This is a genomic window from Mycobacterium sp., assembly GCF_039583805.1.
In the GTDB taxonomy this organism is placed as follows: Bacteria; Actinomycetota; Actinomycetes; order Mycobacteriales; family Mycobacteriaceae; genus Mycobacterium.
Genome location: NZ_JAVKSH010000004.1, coordinates 1 through 2,154, shown reverse-complemented (window position 1 = coordinate 2,154; position 2,154 = coordinate 1). Strand labels below are relative to the sequence as shown.

The 2,154-nt window shown below is 69.3% G+C and carries 2 protein-coding genes and 1 pseudogene; 2 read left to right on the top strand and 1 reads right to left on the bottom strand.

From position 1 onward, the window contains the following. Positions 1-462 precede the first annotated feature (462 nt). Both ABDW21_RS00780 and ABDW21_RS00775 read left to right on the top strand, forming a co-directional pair. A pseudogene (locus ABDW21_RS00780) lies at positions 463-759 on the top strand (ATP-binding protein); the annotation flags it as partial. Beyond that, a complete protein-coding gene (locus ABDW21_RS00775; protein WP_343709941.1) occupies positions 707-1,087 on the top strand; it encodes a hypothetical protein in 381 nt (126 codons plus the stop codon). The pseudogene ABDW21_RS00780 and the gene ABDW21_RS00775, both read left to right, overlap by 53 nt. Positions 1,088-1,281: 194 nt before the next feature. Here the strand turns inward: ABDW21_RS00775 and ABDW21_RS00770 are convergent, their stop codons facing one another. Beyond that, positions 1,282-2,007 carry a TVP38/TMEM64 family protein gene (locus tag ABDW21_RS00770; protein WP_343600683.1) on the bottom strand — a complete coding sequence of 242 codons (726 nt, stop codon included), beginning with the start codon at positions 2,005-2,007 and terminating at the stop codon, positions 1,282-1,284. Positions 2,008-2,154 lie beyond the last annotated feature (147 nt).

The window sequence follows — 2,154 nt, the reverse complement described above, 5'->3', positions numbered from 1 at the left end:
CGGCACAGACCTGTCGGCACAGACCTGTCGGCACAGACCTGTCGGCACAGACCTGTCGGTGCAGGCATCGATTGAGTCGTTCGTTCATCACGGATCGCCGCCTTCGAGGAGCTCTTCGGGATGATGTGCGTGGTTGATTCGAGGCGGGCCGGCGCCGTCCGAACAGGCGAGCCGCCCTTTGTTGGTGACCGTCGTGGTGTAATCGCCGCGAGTCGCGCCGTGCACCCGGAGACCTCCCGATTCACATGTTGCTGGCTGGCCACATCAGCACCACTGGCCGCTGGACGAGGCGATGTGCGCCGTGCCCGCCTCTGCGCGACAACCTCCTTCGCAGCACCGCGCCACCCCAGCTGTCGCTGAGAGCCGGGCACTCGGGTGCCGACCGGCACAGAGACACCTGTGGCAGCTGTGACCCACGCGGGGTGGCCGCCTCACGGTGTACACCGATGTGAGCCAAGTCGGGTCAGCGACACCGGACCCGGAAATCCCGACGAGGACCGCGAGCGCGTCTTCGAGCGGCTGGTGCGGTTGGACACTGCTCGAAGACGCGACCTGGGCGGCGCGGGCCTGGGCCTGGCGATCGCGCGGGCGCTGGCCCGCACAGGTGGCGGCGACCTCTCGTGCCTGCCGCACGACGGCGGTGCGCGATTGCGGCATGGCAGCGCCGCTGGACGACGCCGACCGTGTCGTCAACGCCGGCCACGGTGTGCCCGGCGACCTCGGAGCTCAGCGGAATTGTGTCGGAGCCGTTGCGGGTGAACGCTTTCTGGAATTTCTGTTTGACCGTGTCGACGTCGTCGTCGGTCTCCTTGACATGATTGCCGGAGCGGTGGAACGCATCCGCGAGGTCGTTGATCGCGCCGGCGTTGCCCGCCTGCAACTCGTCGGTGCGTTTCCAGGGGTCAGCGCCGACCGAGTCGCACAGATCGCCAACACCGAGATTGACCGGTGTCGGTGGTCTCACCGTCGGGCCTGCGCCAACCCGGCGGCAGCCGAGTCGATTGAACTGGCAGCGGATTCGTCGGCGTTGGTGAAGGCCTGCGCCGCCGTGGTCGCCTTGGCCGACACCTCGTTCAACGTCGCGTGATTTCCTTCCAGCTGCTCTTGGTGTTCTTGGTGAGCGGTGCTCGGCGTGCCGTGGAATTGGTGAGCCTCGTCGAAGTCTCCGAAAGTCCCCGGCTCGACGGGTGCGGCCGCCAGCTCAGCGGCAGCTCGGCGCGCGGAATCGGCCGCGTCGCGGGACCGGTCGCTGTCCGCGTCGGGGGATTCGCGTCGACCCGCTCACCGCTGCAGCGCCGGCTCGGCGACGTCTTGTCGCTGCGCCGCACGGCGGTGCTGTCGACGATGATGGCGGATTTCGTAGCCCAGCACCGCCACCCCGACTGTCGCCGTGCACAGCGACACCAGCAGCAGCAGCGGGCTGATGTCACCGGTCAGCGCATCACCCAGGATCACCACGGCGGCGGTCCCGGGAAACACGCCCGCCAGAGTCGCCAGCGTGTAGGGCAGCACCCGCACCGCCGACGCGCCGGCCGCGTAGTTGAGCACCGAGAACGGCACCGCGGGAATCAGCCGCAACGCCAGCACGGCCGGCCACCCGCGGTCGCGCAACCGGGCGTCGAGCGTCTCCACGGCCCGGTGGCGGACCAGACGGCTGAGCTGCCAGCCGGCCGCGCGCACCAGCATCAGCGCGATCACCGCGCTGGCCGTGCTGGCGGCCACCGCCAGCCCCACACCCAGCACCGGCCCGAACAGCAGCCCGGCTGCCAGCGTGAACGCGGTCCGCGGAAACGGCAGCACGGTCACGACGATCTGCACGCCCACGAACGCCAGCGGAAACCACGGGCCCATCGAGGTCGCCCAGTCGCGAAGCTGCACCGCCGTGGGCAGGGGAACCAGCAGCGCCACCGCAACCAGAACCGCGGCCGCGGCGGAGATCACGACGATCCGTCGCGGCGAGGCCTGACGGGCCGTCGCGACCACCGCAGCGGTTACGCCGCGCAGCATGTCGGGCACCGTCACGCTCCAAGACTACGGGCCGCGCACGCCCGACTCGAAGCACCAAGGTGAGATGTTGGTGGCGTACCAGGGAATTCGCTGGTGATGCTAGGTGAGCTGGCGCAGAGTGGCCTGAGGGTGCTGAGGTGTCATTAA